Source organism: Mycobacterium venezuelense (assembly GCF_054919535.1).
This window is the reverse complement of record NZ_JBONDW010000029.1, coordinates 1-13,775: the sequence shown is the minus strand read 5'-3', so window position 1 is coordinate 13,775 and position 13,775 is coordinate 1. Positions and strand designations below refer to the sequence as shown.

Sequence of the window (13,775 nt, the reverse complement as noted above, 5' to 3'; positions counted from 1 at the left end):
GTGAAAGGGGGGTCGTGGCGTGGGGATCCAGCCCGACAGCAGCCCGTTTGGGTCGCAGACGGTGACGGGGCCGGCCTGGCCGAATGTCGATGAAGAGCAGCTGACCGCGGCGGCGGCCTCGTACGAGAAGCTCGCCATGAACATCAGCGGCAACATCGTGCCTGAGCAGACCAGCCAGCTGATGAAGCTGACCGAGGTCTGGCAGGGCGCCGGGTCCGTCGCGGCATCAGGTGAGGCCACCACGATGATCGCCGGCCACGAGGCGAACGCCGCTCAAGCTCAGGCGATCGCCACCCAACTGACCCAGATGGCTGCCGCCGTCGTTCAGGCGAAGATGGCTGTCAACGCCGCTGCCCAGGAAGTCCAGCACGAGGTTGAGGCGCTGCAGGCACTGCCGTTCGGCAACAAACAGGAGCTGATCGAGAGCCGCATCAAGATGGGGCTTTCGCAGAACATCGCCACCGTCACGGCCAGCACCACCTCGCTTGCGAGCAGCCTCGGGACCGTCGCCAACGTGCCGCAGATGACCACACCGCCGACCGCCCAGGCGCAGCAGGGTATGCAACAAGGCATGCAGCAGGCGATGCAGATGGCCGGTCAGCTGCCGCAGATGCTCGGTCAGATTCCCCAGATGCTCGGGCAGATTCCCCAGCAGCTCTCCCAGCCGTTGCAGCAGCTTTCCCAACCGCTGCAGCAGCTGACCTCGATGCTCGGCTCGGCGGGCAAGGGCGGCACCGGTGGAGGCCCGTCGCCGTTCTCGGCTTTCTCGAATCACCCGCTTGCCGGTGGGTCAGGGCCGAGCAGTGGCGCGGGAATGATGAAGGCCGCGTCGTTGCCGGGCACCGGCGGCGTCGGATCCCAGACTCCGCTGATGTCGAAGCTCGTCGGCGGCAATACCGCGCCGGTTTCGGTCGATTCCACGGCGGCCGGAAGTACCGCGATCGGGTTGGCGCCGGTGGCCGCTGGCGGAATGGGCGGCATGGGCGCGCCGATGGGGATGATGGGCCAGCGCGGCGCGAGCGGTGGCACGTCGGCCACGCTGGCCGTACCCGCGCCGCTCGAGCACGAAGTCGATGTGGACGACGACGATGACGACTGGTGAGCCCGCGACATATCGGTTCGCGACGAATGCTGAAGGAGACGTCCGGTGAGTAATACGCCGTTCACCACCCCCGGCGGGCTGAACTGGAATGCCGCCCCGATCCAATTGCCGGACATGCCGCCGATCCAGGCCGGCGAGGACGCCATGAGCATGACCATCGCCGGAATACTGCCCACGTTGGCCGCCTCGCTCACGACGAATGTCACCGCGCTCTCGGCGAAAGAGAACATGTTCAACGGCAAGCTCGGCGATGCCCAGGGCGCATACGAGAACGCCGACCAGGCCGGTCAGCAAGGCGTCGGCCAACTGGGCCAGATGATGGGTCAACTCGGGCAGATGGGCCAGATGGCCTCCGCGCCGTCACAGGCAGCCGGTCAGATGGGCGGACAGTTCGGCTCACTGATGGAGCCGCTCATGAAGGCCATGGAAAGCGCCAAGGGCGGCGGCGGCCCAGAGGGCAGCGGCGCTCCCGGTGGCGGCACGCCAGGCGGGGCACCGATGGGTGCCAACCCGCAACAGCAACAGGCCGAGCGTGAGGCGCGCCTCAACGAACGCGATGCCAAGCAGAACGAACGCGAAGATCGGCAGAACGAGCGCGACATCGCCCAGGACAGGCGCGAAGCCAGCCAGGACGCCCGCGAGGCCCAGCTGAACGACCGCTCGGGTGCGGGTACTTCCGCGTCGGCACCGCAGGCGCCTGCTCCGGCAGCGCCTCCGGCCGCGGGTGCTGCCGGCCCCAGCGAGAGCCGGCCGGCGCCGGGGCCTGTCCCCGTCACGCCGCACGAGCCTCCGCGCTACAGCGGCGGCGACGACGATCTCGCACGGCGTATGTAATTTTGACCAGGCGTCGGGTGTGCTTGCGCGTGGCTGTGGACAACCATCGCCACTCCAACGTGACAACGGTGCCTGTGGATAGCCGGCGTGACGGATACGGCTCTGCCAGACAAACTCATTCGCTATGGGGGAGCCGTTCGTCGGCAGTGAAGCTGTCGCCGGTGGCGAGGTACTGAAGAGCGCATTGCGCACCAGGTATACCCGGGTCTTTCGTGACGTCTACGTCAGTCCCGGAACCGAACTCACACCCCAGGCACGTGCGCGAGCTGGATGGTTGTGGTCCCGACGGCGCGGCATCATCGCAGGCAGAGCAGCGGCGGCACTGTATGGAGCGAAGTGGGTCGGGCCGGATGAGCCGCTGGAAATGCTGCACTCAAATCGCAATCCCATGGCAGGCCTGAAGGTTCGGACCGAACGCATCGAACACGACGAAATCACGCTTCACAGTGGCATCCCGGTGACGACGCTGGCTCGCACCGCGCTCGACATGGGGTATTGGACTCAAGAGATTTGGCGGTGGAATCGCTTGACGCGCTTGCAGCCGCGACGGAACTCAAGCCGGCTGACGTCGACCTTCTGTTGCAGCGTTACGCCGGGCGTCAAGGCGTTCATCGGGCACGGGTCGCACTCGAATTGATGGATGCCGGAGGGCAATCACCAAAAGAAACACAGTTGCGGTTGATGATCGTCGATGACGGCATGCCGAGACCGGAGACGCAAATACCGGTAATCGATGGACCCGGTGACCCTTTCGCATTTCTCGACATGGGCTGGAAAGACCTCATGGTCTGCGTCGAATACGACGGCGACTCAACGACTCGCAGTACCGGTGGGATCTGAGGCGGGCCGACCGGATACAGCGGGCCGGATGGCTCAATGTCCGCGTGTCAGCTGGCGAGCGTCGGGGCGACGTTCTTCGCCGTATTCGCGCTGCGCGGGCCAGCCGATTGTCACGCTAGCGTGGCCGCCGAAGCCGACTGCCACTCTAGCGTGACAAACACCGCCCGGACACGCGCCAGACACGCGCCAGACACCAGCCAACCGCACCCGCCAGGCAACTCAGGCCGGCACGAGCTCAACGCCGGACAGCACGACCGTGTTGTCCCGTGACGGCGCCGTCAGTACACCGACGAAGCGGCCGTCTTCTTTCCAGATGTTGGCCTGCAGTGTCTCGCCGGGGAAGACGACGCCGGCGAACCGCGCACCGTATGACGCCACCTGGGACACGTCGCCGTCGAGGAGGTTGTCGACGATGGCTTTGCAGCCGATGCCGTAGGTGCACAGCCCGTGCAGGATCGGCCGGTCGAAGCCGGCCGCGGCGGCGAAGGCCGGATCGGAATGCAGGGGGTTGCGGTCGCCGCACAGTCGATAAAGCAGTGCCTGTTGTGGCAGCGTCGGCAGGCTGATCTCGATATCCGGCGCGCGATCGGGTATTTCGACCGATGTCGACGGTCCACGCTCACCCCCGAAACCACCCTCACCGCGCGCGAAGATCGAGCGCTTCGTGGTCCACAGCACCGTGCCATCGGGATCGGTCACCGTGGATTCGCTGACGATGACGGCGGCCTTGCCCTTGTCCCAGATCTCGGTGAAGCGCTGCACCGACTTCGCGGTGCCGCTGGTGGGAATCGGGCCGGGGACGCTGACGGCTTCGCTCGCGTGCAGCACCTTGGACAGTTCGATGTGGATGCCGGGGAACTGGACCTTCGGCGGCTCGGTCATGTGGAAGCTGACCGCGACGTTGCCGAACGTCGGCAGCACCTGCGGGGTGTCGTCGACGAGGTAGCGCAGCTCGCGCTGATCCATCGGGTCGGCACCGGCGCCGAGGCCTAAGTGGTACAGCTGGATATCGCTACTGGTCCACGAGAATTCGATGGGTTCCAGTTCGGCGCCCAGCGCCTTGTCGAGATCGATGGGCATATCAGGCCTCCGTGTTCGATGTGGCCGACCCGGCCGAGGCGAGGTGCAGGGCTGCGAGGTATCCGAACGTCATGGCGGGTCCAATGGTGCCACCCGGACCGGGGTAGGTGTGACCCATGACGGGCGAGCTGACGTTACCTGCGGCGTAGAGCCCCTCGATCACCGAATTGTCGTCGCGCAGCGCACGGCCGTGCACATCGGTGCGGATGCCACCCTTGGTGCCGAGATCGCCAGGAACCATCTTGGCGGCGTAGAACGGCCCGTTCTTGATCTCGCCGAGGTTCGGGTTCGGCTTGTTCGTGGGGTCGCCGTAGTAGCGGTCGTAGGCGCTCTCGCCGCGGTGGAACTCCTCATCGACGCCGGCCCGCGCGAATCCGTTGAACCGCTCGACAGTGGCCTTGAACGCGTCGGCGGGCAGACCGGTCTTGGCGGCCAGCTCATCCAACGTCGCAGCCTTGACGACGACGCCCGACTCCAGCCACTTCGACGGAATGCGTTGTCCCGGTTGCAATCCCGCGAAGATGTAGCGGTCGCGGTACTGCTGGTCGAAGATCAGCCAGGCCGGGATGTTCTCGCCCGGTCCGGCGCCCTGACCGTACTCGCCGCCGTACATATGGTGGCAGGCCTCCACATACGGCATCGACTCGTTCATGAAGCGGTTGCCGGCCATGTTGACGATGATCGACCCGGGGGAGTTGCGTTCGGACAGTGCGAACCACGGCGCGCCCACGAGGGGAACCGTCGGGCCCCACCACGCGTCCTCCATGAGTTCCAATGCGGCCCCCAGCTTTTCGGCAGCCAGGATGCCGTCGCCGGTGTTGGCGACCGCGCCCACGGTCCACTCTGTGGTGATCGGCGCACGCTGGTACTTGACCCGCATCTGCTCGTTGTGCTCGAACCCGCCCGAACCGAGGATCACGCCGCGGCGAGCCCGGATCAGCACGGGCTCAGCGCTTTCCGGAGCAGTCGTATCGCGAACATAGATACCACGCACCACGCCGTCCTCGACATAGAGGTCGGTCATGGCGGTGTTGAGCTGGACGGGAACTCCGGCGTCGCGCAGGCCGATGCGCAGCGGCGCGATGAGCGCTCGGCCCATGCCGACGAGGTTCTTCCCGGTCGCCTGTGCCCACATCGTGCGCGCACCGACCTTGAGGCTGCGCAGCACACCGCGGGGATGACGCTTGAGCTGGTTGAGCCGCACGTAGTCCTGCTGCATGACCACGACGTTGAGCGGCACCTTGCCGTACGGAGGCTCCAGGCCCTTCATATCCGGCCCGAGCTTCTTGGCGTCGAACGGCTTGGGTTCTACGGACCGGCCGGTCGGCTTACCGCCCGGCGTCTCCGGGTAATAGTCGGAGTACCCGGGGACCCAGCACAGCTTGAGCGGCGAGTGCTTGAGGACGAACGACAGCATCTCCGGGCCGCGGTCCAGATACGTGTCGATCTTCTCGGCCGGGACGACGTCGCCGATGATCGCGTGCAGGTATTTCCGCGCCGCGTCGGCAGTGTCGGAGACCCCGTCTCGCTTGAGAATCTCGTTGTTCGGGATCCACACGCCACCACCTGACCGCGCAGTGGAACCTCCATAGTGCGGAGCCTTTTCTACGACTACTGTCGAGAGGCCCTGGTGGGCAGCGGTGAGGGCGGCGACCATGCCGGCGGCGCCGCTTCCAACCACGACTACGTCGTACACCTGTCCAGTCATGTAGAACACGTTATAGAATTGGCCGGCGATCCAACAACCGCCCCGGTCAAAGAAGTGAGGGGACTTCACCACAATGCTTAGTGACGACGTGCGTGCTCAGCTGGCCGCCGACCTGGCACAAGCCGAACGCAGCCGGGTGCCGATCACGCCGCTGACCGACGCGAATCCGGGGATCGATGTGGTCGACGCTTACGAGATCCAGCTGATCAACATCCGTCAGCGGGTCGCCGAAGGGGCGCGGGTGATCGGTCACAAAGTGGGCCTGTCCAGCAAGGCCATGCAGGACATGATGGGTGTCGACGAACCGGACTACGGTCACCTGCTCGACGAGATGCAGGTGTACGAGGAAAAGCCCGTCAAATCGTCCGATTACCTCTATCCGCGCGTCGAGGTAGAGGTCGGTTTCATCCTTGCCGACGACCTGCCCGGGGCCGGCTGCACCGAAGAGGACGTGCTCGCGGCGACGGCGGCGTTCGCGCCTGCGATCGAACTCATCGACACGCGGATCACCAACTGGCAGATCAAGTTGTGCGACACCATCGCCGACAACGCGTCGTCGGCCGGTTGGGTGCTCGGCGAAGCTCGGGTGTCGCCTAAGGACATCGACATCCGCAACATCGACGCGGTTCTGACCAACCACGGTGAAGTGGTCGCCGAGGGACGTAGCGATGCGGTGCTGGGCAATCCGGTGACCGCGGTGGCCTGGCTGGCCCGGAAAGTCGAAGGATTCGGCGTCCGTTTGAAGGCCGGTGACATCGTGTTGCCGGGCTCGTGCACACGTGCGATAGATGCACCTCCTGGCAGCGATTTCATTGCGGACTTCGCCGGGTTAGGTTCAGTACGACTGAGTTTCGAATAAGGAGCGAATATGCCGAACAAGGCGTCGGTCGCGATCGTCGGATCCGGCAACATCAGTACCGATCTGCTCTACAAACTGCTGCGCTCGGAATGGCTTGAGCCGCGGTGGATGGTGGGGATCGATCCGGAGTCGGAAGGTCTGGCTCGGGCTCGCAAGCTGGGCCTGGAAACCAGTGCCGAGGGTGCAGAGTGGTTGTTGGGGCTCGACGAGAAGCCTGATTTGTTGTTCGAGGCGACGAGTGCCTATGTGCATCGTGATGCGGCGCCGCGTTACGCCGAAGCGGGTATTCGCGCGATCGATCTGACGCCGGCCGCGGTCGGGCCCGGCGTCATACCGCCGGCCAACCTGCGCGCGCATCTCGACGCTCCGAACGTCAACATGGTCACGTGCGGCGGGCAGGCAACGATTCCGATCGTGCACGCCGTTTCCCGTGTGGTGGATGTGCCGTATGCGGAGATCGTGGCGTCGGTGTCGTCGGCGTCGGCCGGTCCGGGCACCCGGGCGAACATCGACGAGTTCACCAAGACCACGAGTGCAGGCGTGCAGAACATCGGCGGTGCCCAGCGTGGCAAGGCGATCATCATCCTCAATCCTGCTGAACCGCCGATGATCATGCGCGACACGATTTTCTGCGCGATCCCCGAGGACGCCGACCAGGACGCGATCGCGCAGTCGATCAAGGACGTCGTCGCCGAGGTGCAGACCTATGTGCCGGGCTACCGGTTGCTCAACGAGCCGCAGTTCGACGAGCCGTCGGTGGTCAACGGTGGCAATCACCTGGTCACCACGTTCATCGAAGTGGAGGGTGCGGGGGATTACCTGCCGCCCTACGCTGGAAATCTGGACATCATGACCGCCGCGGCGACCAAGGTGGGCGAGGAAATCGCCAAGGAAAGAGTCGGGGCGAGCCTTTCAGCAGAATCGGGGGCGCAAGCATGACCACCAAAGACATCTTCTTCAATCCCATCTGGGACGTCCGGATGACCGACACGTCGCTGCGCGACGGGTCGCATCACAAGCGTCACCAGTTCACCAAAGAAGAAGTCGGCGCGATCGTCGCGGCACTGGACACTGCGGGTGTCCCGGTCATCGAGGTCACGCACGGCGACGGCCTCGGCGGGTCGAGTTTCAACTACGGTTTCTCGAAAACGCCTGAGCAGGAACTGATCAAGCTCGCCGCCGAGACGGCCAAGGAATCCAAGATCGCCTTCCTGATGCTGCCGGGCGTCGGCACGAAGGAAGACATCAAGGAGGCACAGAACAACGGCGGCTCGATCTGCCGGATCGCGACGCATTGCACCGAGGCCGACGTGTCGATCCAGCACTTCGGGTTGGCCCGTGAGCTCGGTCTGGAGACGGTCGGCTTCCTGATGATGAGCCACACCATCTCACCCGAGAAACTCGCCGCCCAGGCCCGCATCATGGCCGACGCCGGTTGTCAGTGCGTCTACGTCGTCGACTCCGCCGGCGCGCTCGTGCTCGAAGGCGTCCGCGACCGGGTGGCCGCCCTGGTGGCCGAACTGGGGTCGGACGCGCAGGTGGGCTTCCACGGCCACGAGAACCTCGGCCTCGGCGTGGCCAACTCGATCGAAGCCGTGCGGGCCGGCGCCAAGCAGATCGACGGATCGTGCCGCCGGTTCGGCGCGGGTGCGGGCAATGCGCCCGTCGAGGCGCTGATCGGCGTGTTCGACAAGATCGGCGTCAAGACCGGCATCGACTTCTTCGACATCGCCGACGCCGCCGAGGAGGTCGTCGCGCCTGCGATGCCCGCCGAGTGCCTGCTCGACCGCAACGCACTGATCATGGGCTACTCCGGGGTCTATTCGAGCTTCCTCAAGCACGCCATCCGCCAGTCCGAGCGCTACGGCGTACCCGCGCATCAGCTGCTGCATCGCGCGGGTCAGCGCAAGCTCATCGGCGGCCAGGAGGACCAGCTCATCGACATCGCGCTGGAAATCAAACGCGAGCAGGATGCCGCTGCGGCTCGCTAGGCGTGTTTAGCATCGGCGCTTTGCGTTAATCCTCGGGGCGCGATCAACCACGATCGCCGACCGAAGGAGTGAAGTTCGATGAAGAAGATGTCCGCACGCGCAGTCCGTCGTTGCCTGTACGGAATGTGCGCCGGCGGCGTCGTCTCCGCCGCATTCACGTTGCCGATGGCCAATGCCGCACCGGATCAGTGCAGCGAGAGTGGTGTCGCCAGCACCGTCAGCTCGGTGACTGCCTCGACCAGTACGTACCTGACTGCCCACCCCGCGGCCGATCAGGCACTGTCGGATATCGCCAAGCAGCCCGACGATCAGGCCGACGGGCTCTACCAGGCGTTCTTCGACCAGAACCCGCAGGTTGAGCAGGAACTGAGAACCATCAATCAGCCGGTTGCCGACCTGTCCGCCCAGTGCGGTGTCGAGGTGAACCCGACGCCGGTGTCCGAGGCGTTGCAGGATCTCTGAGGCCAGCGTGACCAGGTGGCGGCTCCATCCCCCGGGCCGTCATCTGGTTACGTGCTCACCTCGAAAGTCCTGACTTAGAGGTGTCGGTGCGACCCGGCAGTATGGAGCCATGGCGACCCGCGAGCAGGCCCAGTCGGTTCTCGAACAGTTGGCCGGGCCTGCGGCGACGTTACGCGACGACCAATGGACGGCCATCGAGGCGCTCGTAGTCGGCCGACGGCAGGCGCTGGTGGTCCAGCGCACGGGCTGGGGCAAATCGGCGGTGTACTTCATTGCCGCCAAGCTGTTGCGCAGCACCGGCCATGGGCCCACAGTGATCGTCTCACCGCTGCTGGCGCTCATGCGCAACCAGGTGGCCGCCGCCGAGCGGGCCGGGGTCCGGGCCGCGACGATCAATTCCGGCAACGTCACCGAGTGGGACGCGATCCACCAACGGGTCGCCGAGGGCGATCTCGACGTGCTTTTGGTCAGTCCGGAGCGCCTGAACAATCCCGATTTCCGCGACAACGTCCTACCTGCGCTGGCCGCCGATGCGGGCCTGGTCGTGGTCGACGAGGCACACTGTGTGTCGGACTGGGGTCACGACTTCCGGCCCGACTACCGCCGCATCCGCACGCTCATCACCGAATTAGGTTCCGGTATCCCGGTTCTGGCCACTACCGCGACCGCGAACGATCGTGTGGTCAACGATGTCGCGGCGCAATTGGGTGTGGGTGGTCGCGACACGTTGGTGCTGCGGGGCGGGCTGGATCGCGAATCGTTGCGGCTCGCGGTCGTCAAGGCGGGCAATCCGGCACAGCGTGCCGCCTGGATTGCCGCACAGTTGGATTCGCTTCCGGGCTCGGGAATCATCTACACCCTGACGGTTGCGCAGGCCCATGACGTCGCCGCTTTGCTCGGCGAGTGTGGCCATAAGGTCGCCGCCTACACCGGGTCGACCGACCCGGCCGAACGTGAACAGCTGGAAGCCGATCTGCTCGACAACCGCGTCAAGGCGTTGGTCGCAACATCGGCGCTCGGTATGGGCTTCGACAAACCCGATCTCGGTTTCGTGGTCCATCTCGGTGCGCCGTCTTCGCCGATCGCGTACTACCAGCAGGTCGGCCGCGCTGGTCGCGCGACCGACAGCGCAGAGGTGATCCTGCTGCCCGGCACCGAGGATCAGGACGTCTGGCGATACTTCGCGTCGGTGGCCTTCCCATCAGAATCGATGGTGCGCAATGTGATTCGCGCTTTGGAGACCGACCGGCCGCAGTCGACGCCCGCGCTGGAAACACTGGTCGACCTCAACCGCTCCCGGCTGGAAATGGTGCTCAAGGTGCTCGACGTCGACGGAGCGGTGCGGCGAGTCAAAGGCGGCTGGGTTGCCACTGGCGTGCCGTGGGAGTACGACGAGGAACGCTACCGGGCTTTGGATGACGCGCGTCGGCGTGAGCAACAGGCCATGCTCGACTACCAGGCGACCGACGGTTGTCGGATGGCGTTTCTGCGAGCCCAGCTCGACGACCCGGACCTGCAGCCGGGCGAACGCTGTGGGAGATGCGACAACTGCACCGGGCGCCACTACGAGACCACGGTCGACGATGCGACGCTGGCCGCGACCACAGAACGGCTGCAACGCCCGGGGATCGTGGTGGCACCACGCAAGCAATGGCCGTCGGGCCTGGTCACGTTGGGGCTTGCGCTGTCCGGCCGAATTGGCGACGGGGCTTCTCCGGGACGGGCCATCGGCAGGCTCACCGACCTCGGCTGGGGCGCTCGCCTGCGGCGGCTGCTGGACCAACCGGATGCCGAGGTGCCTGACGAGGTGATCGGTGCAGCCGTCGAAGTGCTGAAGGCGTGGAACTGGACGACGAGGCCGGTCGCGGTCATGGGCTTGGACTCGGCGACTCATCCGAAGCTCATCTCCTCGACCGTGCAGCGACTGGCCGAACTCGGTCGGCTCACGAACCTCGGGACGCTGCGATATGCGCCCGAGCGGCGGCCGGTCACCGCCGCCAACTCCGCCTACCGGGTGGCCGCGCTGGATCGGGCATGGGAGAGGCCCGACCTCGACGTCGACGGTCCACTGCTGCTGGTCGACGATATGACCGATACCGGCTGGACGTTGACCATGGCCGCACGGTTGTTGCGCGAAGCGGGCGTATCGGACGTGTTGCCGTTCGTGTTGGCCTCGGTCAGCTGAAAGGCCGCTCCCGATTCGGCGTGCCGAAGGCGACGTCCCAGCGGGATATTTTCCGCCGATGCAGTGACTTCCTCGGACGGGTGGACAATTTCCCCGCGAAATCAGATCTGACGCCCGTTGTCTGAAAACGAAAATTTCAAAATAACGTCGGAGATAAAATTCGCCGGAGTTAAGAAGTTCGCCGGTGCTTGCATACGCAAATTTATCGCGCGCGAGCTTTTAGTGATCTTGACTGTTTACTGGCTCGTTCTCGTGGCTAACTGCCACATCTGGCGGCATAGACGGGGGATGCCAATTAAGGACGTTCACTATCGTTCATCAAAGTTTGCTGAATCCGGATGAATCCGCGTGATTGCCACCATATGCCGCGTTCGAGGTGTTCAGAACGGTTGTGAATCACACAGATCGTGCTTCGCTGAATCGAACTACACGTAGGTGATATGCGGATCGGGGATCCGCCTCAGGCGGGGTGGTCCTTGATCCACTCGGTCGTGAAGCGCTGCAGGACCGAGATGTTCTGGACCAGCATGCGGCCCATGATGTTCTCGATCTGACCGCCGATCACCGGAACCCTGAACTCCACGGTCGCAGTGCATTTCAGCCGAGATCCGCTGCGTGTGGGGGCCAGTAGTGCCGTTCCTGCGCCCGAGCCGGGAGCGCCGTGGGGCACGACGCTGACCTCACCGCGCACCATGCCGTCGTCGATCGGGCTCCACACCTCCTTCTGTTCGACCCGCCACTGACGGGGAAAGAACTTCGCAGCAGGTCCTGGCAGCCCGTCGTGAAGCAATTCTTTGACCACGACGGCAGTCACCGAGCCATCGGGGGCCACCGTCAGCTGCTCCAACCTGCCTAAACCGCCGAAAGTCGATAGCCGAGCATGCCAGTAGTCTCGCTCGGCGAACGCCGAGCGAATTTGCTCGACGCTGGCCGGTGAGTCGACCGAGAAGTCAAATGACCGCGGCACAGCAACAGAATATGCTCCGATCGTCGATTTCTGTACCCCCGTCGAACCAAGTAGGTATGCTCACGCACTGCAAGTGAACACGTCATAGCTGGAGTGGCCAAGGAGACATCCAACGCGGAAGCAAGGTGTGGGGCAACATTGCCTTGCATCCGGATCGTTGAACTATTTCCCCTGGTTGACTCAACTGTGGGGAGGGTCCCGTGAGCATCAATCCGTTCGATGACGACAATGGCAGTTTCTTCGTCTTGATCAACGACGAGGAACAACACAGCCTTTGGCCCGTTTTCGCCGACATTCCTGCCGGCTGGAAGGTGGTCTACGGCGAAGCGAACAGGGCTTCGTGCCTGGACTACATCGAACGGAATTGGCCGGACATCCGGCCGAAGAGCCTGCGCGACCGGCTTGCGGCGAGCCAGCAGTCTGACAGGTGAGCGTGGCCTGACGGGCGACAACGGCCCGGAAGGCGTTTCGGCCACGGGGCCATGGACACCAAATCTCGCGGTGGGAGAGTCCGATGCAGCTTGATGAACGGTCGCTGCCGGTCACACGCGCACAGCTTGATGTATGGCTTGCGCAGGATATGGCCCACGCCGGAACGGAGTGGCAACTCGGCTTGTTCGTGAGGATCGCGGGCACAGTCGATCGCGACGCCCTCGAGTGGGCGATCCGCCGGGTAATTGATGAAGCCGAACCTGTCAGGGTCACGTTCTTCGAAGTCGACGGCATGCTCTACCAGAGACCGCTTGACCACCCGCCGGTAGAGCTGGACTTCCATGACTTGCGCGGTTTCGACGATCCGGTACAGGAAGCGCGCACGAGGGCCACTCTCATCCAAAACACGCCGATGCCTTTCACCGGGCCGCTTTTCAAGTTCACGATGTTCCAAACTCGAGTCGACGAGTTCTTCTTGATGGCGTGCTGCCATCACATCGTCTTGGACGGAACCGGTATTGCGCTGGTTGGCCATCGGATCGCCGCTGTCTACTCCGCGGTGGTTTCCGGCGCGTCCGTCCCGCCTGCCCTGTTCGGCTCTCTTTCTGATCTCGTTGGCTGCGAGTCGGAGTACGAAGCGTCACCCGACTACATCGAAGACCAGGTCTACTGGTCGGAGAACCTGCCGCCGGAAAGTGACTCCATCGAACTTGGGCCCCAGGCGGCCGATGAGTTCGAAGCGTGTTGGCCTTCGGAACAAGTGCGGCTGGACCCAGCGGTGGTGCGCCGAGTGGAGAAGCTGGCCCAGTCGACGAACATCCCGCGATCGTCGATCGTCACCGCGGCGTGCGCGCTCTTGGCGCTTGAATGGTGTGCGGAGGGGCGGCACGTCGTTCTCGACTTCCCCGTCAGCCGGCGCGTGCTTCCCGAGTCGAAGACGCTGCCCGCGATGATGGCCGGGGTAGTGCCGCTCGTGTTGACGCCGGCGCCCGAATCTTCGATCGCGAGCTTCTGCGAACACGTCCACTCGCGCATACGGGAAGCGCTGCAGCACCAACGATTTCCGGTCCACGCACTCGAACGCAGCGTGAAGGCGCATGAGGCGGGCAAGCTCGGCACCCGGTTGAGCATCAATTTCCTTCCCTCAACGTTCACCCTGGACTTCGGTGGCGCGTCCGCCTACGCATCGCTGATCAATGCCGGCGTTGTCGGTGGCTTCGGATTGATCTTCTCCGGCACCGACGAGGAACTCGCTCTGAGCACCATGGGTGCGGCGCAACCATTTTCGGATCTCGGCGTGACCGACATAGCCGAG

At 64.5% G+C, this 13,775-nt stretch carries 12 protein-coding genes and 1 pseudogene; 10 read left to right on the top strand and 3 right to left on the bottom strand.

Going from position 1 to position 13,775, the window contains the following annotated elements; genetic code table 11:
* The first annotated feature begins 19 nt into the window (after positions 1-19).
* The 3 genes and pseudogenes from ACRCUN_RS31420 to ACRCUN_RS31410 all read left to right on the top strand — a co-directional run bounded on the left by ACRCUN_RS31420 (position 20) and on the right by ACRCUN_RS31410 (position 2,895).
* Positions 20-1,102, top strand: coding sequence for a hypothetical protein (locus tag ACRCUN_RS31420; RefSeq protein ID WP_462145520.1), 1,083 nt, complete (start codon positions 20-22; stop codon positions 1,100-1,102).
* 45 nt (positions 1,103-1,147) lie between these two features.
* Positions 1,148-1,936: a hypothetical protein gene (locus tag ACRCUN_RS31415; RefSeq protein WP_462145519.1), complete on the top strand. Its 789-nt coding sequence runs from the start codon at positions 1,148-1,150 to the stop codon at positions 1,934-1,936.
* Positions 1,937-2,060: 124 nt separating this feature from the next.
* Positions 2,061-2,895: pseudogene (locus ACRCUN_RS31410) on the top strand (hypothetical protein).
* 100 nt (positions 2,896-2,995) lie between these two features.
* On the opposite strand, the gene ACRCUN_RS31405 reads toward ACRCUN_RS31410, so the two are convergent.
* Positions 2,996-3,856: an enoyl-CoA hydratase ChsH3 gene (locus tag ACRCUN_RS31405; protein WP_462145518.1), complete on the bottom strand. Its 861-nt coding sequence runs from the start codon at positions 3,854-3,856 to the stop codon at positions 2,996-2,998.
* Position 3,857: 1 nt separating this feature from the next.
* Positions 3,858-5,564 carry a 3-oxosteroid 1-dehydrogenase gene (kstD, locus tag ACRCUN_RS31400; protein WP_462145517.1) on the bottom strand — a complete coding sequence of 569 codons (1,707 nt, stop codon included), beginning with the start codon at positions 5,562-5,564 and terminating at the stop codon, positions 3,858-3,860.
* Positions 5,565-5,637: 73 nt separating this feature from the next.
* Here kstD and ACRCUN_RS31395 point away from each other — a divergent pair, with 73 nt between their 5' ends.
* From ACRCUN_RS31395 to ACRCUN_RS31375, 5 genes are all read left to right on the top strand, one after another.
* On the top strand, positions 5,638-6,423 hold the full coding sequence (locus ACRCUN_RS31395; RefSeq protein ID WP_462145516.1) for a 2-keto-4-pentenoate hydratase: 786 nt from the start codon (positions 5,638-5,640) through the stop codon (positions 6,421-6,423).
* A gap of 9 nt (positions 6,424-6,432) precedes the next feature.
* The gene (locus ACRCUN_RS31390) at positions 6,433-7,362 is read left to right on the top strand and encodes an acetaldehyde dehydrogenase (acetylating) (RefSeq protein ID WP_462145515.1); all 930 of its coding nucleotides are present in this window, start codon (positions 6,433-6,435) and stop codon (positions 7,360-7,362) included.
* The gene (gene dmpG / locus ACRCUN_RS31385; RefSeq protein WP_462145514.1) at positions 7,359-8,414 is read left to right on the top strand and encodes a 4-hydroxy-2-oxovalerate aldolase; all 1,056 of its coding nucleotides are present in this window, start codon (positions 7,359-7,361) and stop codon (positions 8,412-8,414) included. Before ACRCUN_RS31390 ends, dmpG begins: the two co-directional genes overlap by 4 nt.
* A 78-nt stretch (positions 8,415-8,492) precedes the next feature.
* Entirely contained in the window at positions 8,493-8,876 is a 384-nt protein-coding gene (locus tag ACRCUN_RS31380) for a heme-binding protein (protein WP_462145513.1), read from the top strand.
* 109 nt (positions 8,877-8,985) lie between these two features.
* Positions 8,986-11,061, top strand: coding sequence for a RecQ family ATP-dependent DNA helicase (locus tag ACRCUN_RS31375; RefSeq protein WP_462145512.1), 2,076 nt, complete (start codon positions 8,986-8,988; stop codon positions 11,059-11,061).
* A gap of 460 nt (positions 11,062-11,521) precedes the next feature.
* Here the strand turns inward: ACRCUN_RS31375 and ACRCUN_RS31370 are convergent, their stop codons facing one another.
* Positions 11,522-12,028, bottom strand: a complete 507-nt coding sequence (locus ACRCUN_RS31370; RefSeq protein WP_462145511.1) for a DUF2505 domain-containing protein — start codon at positions 12,026-12,028, stop codon at positions 11,522-11,524.
* A 200-nt stretch (positions 12,029-12,228) separates the two neighbouring features.
* Here ACRCUN_RS31370 and ACRCUN_RS31365 point away from each other — a divergent pair, with 200 nt between their 5' ends.
* The gene (locus tag ACRCUN_RS31365) at positions 12,229-12,459 is read left to right on the top strand and encodes an MbtH family protein (RefSeq protein WP_462145510.1); all 231 of its coding nucleotides are present in this window, start codon (positions 12,229-12,231) and stop codon (positions 12,457-12,459) included.
* Positions 12,460-12,542: 83 nt separating this feature from the next.
* The coding region (locus ACRCUN_RS31360) for a condensation domain-containing protein (protein ID WP_462145509.1) at positions 12,543-13,775 on the top strand (1,233 nt) is incomplete at its 3' end.

Bases quoted from the DNA above. Each gene is read 5' to 3' on its own strand.
- ACRCUN_RS31405 (WP_462145518.1), bottom strand. From the start codon at position 3,856: ATGCCCATCGATCTCGACAAGGCGCTGGGCGCCGAACTGGAACCCATC.
- kstD (WP_462145517.1), bottom strand. From the start codon at position 5,564: ATGACTGGACAGGTGTACGACGTAGTCGTGGTTGGAAGCGGCGCCGCC.
- ACRCUN_RS31395 (WP_462145516.1), top strand. From the start codon at position 5,638: ATGCTTAGTGACGACGTGCGTGCTCAGCTGGCCGCCGACCTGGCACAA.
- ACRCUN_RS31390 (WP_462145515.1), top strand. From the start codon at position 6,433: ATGCCGAACAAGGCGTCGGTCGCGATCGTCGGATCCGGCAACATCAGT.
- dmpG (WP_462145514.1), top strand. From the start codon at position 7,359: ATGACCACCAAAGACATCTTCTTCAATCCCATCTGGGACGTCCGGATG.
- ACRCUN_RS31380 (WP_462145513.1), top strand. From the start codon at position 8,493: ATGAAGAAGATGTCCGCACGCGCAGTCCGTCGTTGCCTGTACGGAATG.
- ACRCUN_RS31375 (WP_462145512.1), top strand. From the start codon at position 8,986: ATGGCGACCCGCGAGCAGGCCCAGTCGGTTCTCGAACAGTTGGCCGGG.